Genomic DNA, 2,598 nt, shown 5'->3' on the forward strand with positions numbered 1-2,598 from the left:
CGGGTACCTCCTGACGTGGACCGGATTCGGCGTCGTTGCCTACGCGGCTGCGGCGCTCGCCGGACTGCTGGCTGAGGACGCGCCGGATATCGCGCCCTGGGTGGGAGGTGCCGTGCTGGTGGCGGCCGGCGCCTACCAGCTCACCCCGCTGAAGGACTTTTGCCTCAGGCACTGCCGGTCGCCCATAGCCTTCCTGTTGCACGTGTCCGGGTACAAGGGCCGCTTGCGGGACGTCCGCGTCGGCATGTACCACGGCGTGTACTGCGTCGGCTGCTGTTGGGGGCTCATGGTGGTGCTGATTGCCGTGGGCGTGATGAACCTGGCGTGGATGGCCGTGCTCACGGTCGTTATCTTCCTGGAGAAGACATGGAAATACGGGCCCGCCTTCAGCCGGATAACCGGTGTCTCGCTGATCGTTTTCGCGCTCTTCGTCCCGGCACACCCGGAGCTGCTGCCCGGGCTATACATGCCCGCGCCCATGTAAGGGCCGCTGACCGTCGTCTTCGAATAACAGTCCGGGGACCGACGTCGGCACGGGGGCCCCGCGCCGTCATCGCTTCTACGGCGTGCCCCCGTGGGCGGGTCGGCGCGAAAACAGCGTGCTGACCAGCCGGACCCCGAAGCCCTCGTCCAGCGGCGAGCCACTCAGGAAGAACCGGTAGTAGATCGGCCCCAGCAGGAGGTCGGTGAGCATCTCGGCGTCGACGTCCGGGCTCAGGTCTCCTCGGGAGATGCCCCGCTCCACCAGGAGGCGTACATCTGCCACCCGGCGGTTCACCACCCGCTCCCGGTAAGCACGCGCAAGTTCCGGGTCCGCAGCGACCTCCGATACGAGGCCCTGCATGATGCGGCCTATCAGGGTGGAGCTAAGGAGCTCGATGGTGCGGTCAACCACTGCCGCCAGTTCGGCGTACGTATCCCCGACATCCGGCGTCGTCCCCAGGTATTCGACCGAGTCCAGCAGGACGGCCAGTGCGAGGTCGGTCTTCGACCGATACCGGCGGTAGATGGTCGTCTTGGCCACGCCGGAACGGTTCGCCACGCCCTCGACAGTCAGGCCGTTGACTCCAGACTCCGCGAGCATTTCCCTCGTGGCGGCAAGAATCAACTTCTCCGTCCGCGCGCGCCGACCCGTGTCCGCGGGTTGAGCGGCCGCGGCCGTCCCGTCCTCGCCCGTCACTGTGGGGTTAGCCACATCCACGCCCCTTCCCGTTCCGCGCCAGAAGCGCTAATATTAATAACGCTACGCAACGTAGCGTTTCGAGGGTGGCTGAAGCAACCCCCACCCGACAAACCCACAACCACCCTACGCACTTTTAGGAGCGCCGACATGGCCACAGATCGTTACCAGCGCGGACTCGACCGCATGATGGAACTCGTCTCCACGGAACACGCCAACACCTTCGATCACGTCAAGCTCGTCGAGTCCTACAAGAGCCTGGACGAGGACCTGTCCGACTACATCGTCTCCTTCGCCTTCGGGGACATCTACTCCCGGACTGCCCTGACCCAGCAGGAGCAGACAATGGTGACCATCTCCACGCTGGTTGCCCTGGGCACCGAGCCCCAATTGAAGTTGCACATCAACACAGGTTTCAACGTGGGCCTGACCAAAGAGAAGATCGTCGGCGCCCTGATCCACTGCATCCCCTACATCGGGTTCCCGCGCGTACTCAACGCACTGACCCTCGTCAAGGAGGTCATGGCAGAGCGCGGTCTGACCCCGGATTCACCCACGGACTGATATGCTCCTCCGCCCCTCGCCCTCCACAATCTCCTCCCTCACACTCAAGGAACGCTCATGCATTTGGTAATGGGACTCGGACCCATCGGCGGAAACATCGGCGCACACCTCGCCGAGCTGGGACAAGCGGTTTATGGCTACGACTTCAACCAGGACCGCATCCGCGAGTGGTCGGACGAGAACAAATCACCTGCCGGCAACGACCTCGCCGCTGTTGACTGGTCGTCGGTCGACAGCGTCCACATTGCGGTGCGGTTGGCCGACCAGGTCTCCTCCGTGTTCGAGGCCCTTAAAGACCACACCGAACGGCCGCTGACCGTATTCGTCCACACCACGCTCGCACCCGCGGATGCCCGGAGGATTTTTGCATCGGCTCCGGAGTCCTGGCGCGCGTTCGAAGCCCCGGTCTCAGGCGGCCCCCAGGGTGCACGCCACGGTTCGATGACCATCTTCCTCGCCGGCCCCGCCCCCACCGATGCCGAGGGCAGGCTGCTGGCTGACATCTCCGGCCGCGTCTTCCGGATGCAGTCCTATGGCCAGCCGGCCTTGGTGAAACTCCTCAACAACGCCCTGGCTACCTACAACCTGGCCGCCACAGCGCGGATGCTCACCCTCGCAGCCGAACACTGAGTACCCGCCGGGGACCTCTTCGAGGTCATCGGCGTCTCCACTGGGCAGAGCTGGATGAGCGACAACCTCGCCGACGTCCAGTACGACCTGCTCCTCAAGGACGTCGGCCTGCTCCGCGGTGAACTCGGCTCACTCCCCACCGGAGACCTCAACGACGACGTCGAACAAGCGATCCTCCAGGCGCGTGCCCTGCTGGGCGCCGATCCCGGAAACGAGTGAGCCCA

The 2,598-nt window shown here is 64.8% G+C and carries 5 protein-coding genes; 4 read left to right on the plus strand and 1 reads right to left on the minus strand.

Annotated elements, in window-relative coordinates; genetic code table 11:
* Window positions 1–484: DUF2182 domain-containing protein (locus LQV45_RS25165; protein WP_230009353.1), on the plus strand; the 484-nt coding region annotated here is incomplete at its 5' end.
* 75 nt (window positions 485–559) lie between these two features.
* Here LQV45_RS25165 and LQV45_RS25170 read toward each other — a convergent pair.
* Window positions 560–1,195, minus strand: a complete 636-nt coding sequence (locus tag LQV45_RS25170; protein WP_230009355.1) for a TetR/AcrR family transcriptional regulator — start codon at window positions 1,193–1,195, stop codon at window positions 560–562.
* A 135-nt stretch (window positions 1,196–1,330) separates the two neighbouring features.
* Between LQV45_RS25170 and LQV45_RS25175 the strand changes: the two genes are divergently transcribed.
* Genes LQV45_RS25175 through LQV45_RS25185 form a run of 3 tightly spaced genes read left to right on the plus strand, consistent with a single transcriptional unit; the run spans window position 1,331 to window position 2,593 of the window.
* Window positions 1,331–1,744, plus strand: a complete 414-nt coding sequence (locus tag LQV45_RS25175; protein WP_230009358.1) for a carboxymuconolactone decarboxylase family protein — start codon at window positions 1,331–1,333, stop codon at window positions 1,742–1,744.
* A gap of 57 nt (window positions 1,745–1,801) precedes the next feature.
* Window positions 1,802–2,374, plus strand: a complete 573-nt coding sequence (locus LQV45_RS25180; RefSeq protein WP_230009359.1) for an NAD(P)-binding domain-containing protein — start codon at window positions 1,802–1,804, stop codon at window positions 2,372–2,374.
* Window positions 2,375–2,428: 54 nt separating this feature from the next.
* On the plus strand, window positions 2,429–2,593 hold the full coding sequence (locus LQV45_RS25185; RefSeq protein WP_230009360.1) for a hypothetical protein: 165 nt from the start codon (window positions 2,429–2,431) through the stop codon (window positions 2,591–2,593).
* Window positions 2,594–2,598 lie beyond the last annotated feature (5 nt).

The organism is Microbacterium sp. Bi128 (genome assembly GCF_918698205.1).

Excerpts from the sequence above, each read along its gene's own strand:
- LQV45_RS25175 (WP_230009358.1), top strand. The coding sequence starts at position 1,331 with ATGGCCACAGATCGTTACCAGCGCGGACTCGACCGCATGATGGAACTC.
- LQV45_RS25180 (WP_230009359.1), top strand. The coding sequence starts at position 1,802 with ATGCATTTGGTAATGGGACTCGGACCCATCGGCGGAAACATCGGCGCA.
- LQV45_RS25185 (WP_230009360.1), top strand. The coding sequence starts at position 2,429 with ATGAGCGACAACCTCGCCGACGTCCAGTACGACCTGCTCCTCAAGGAC.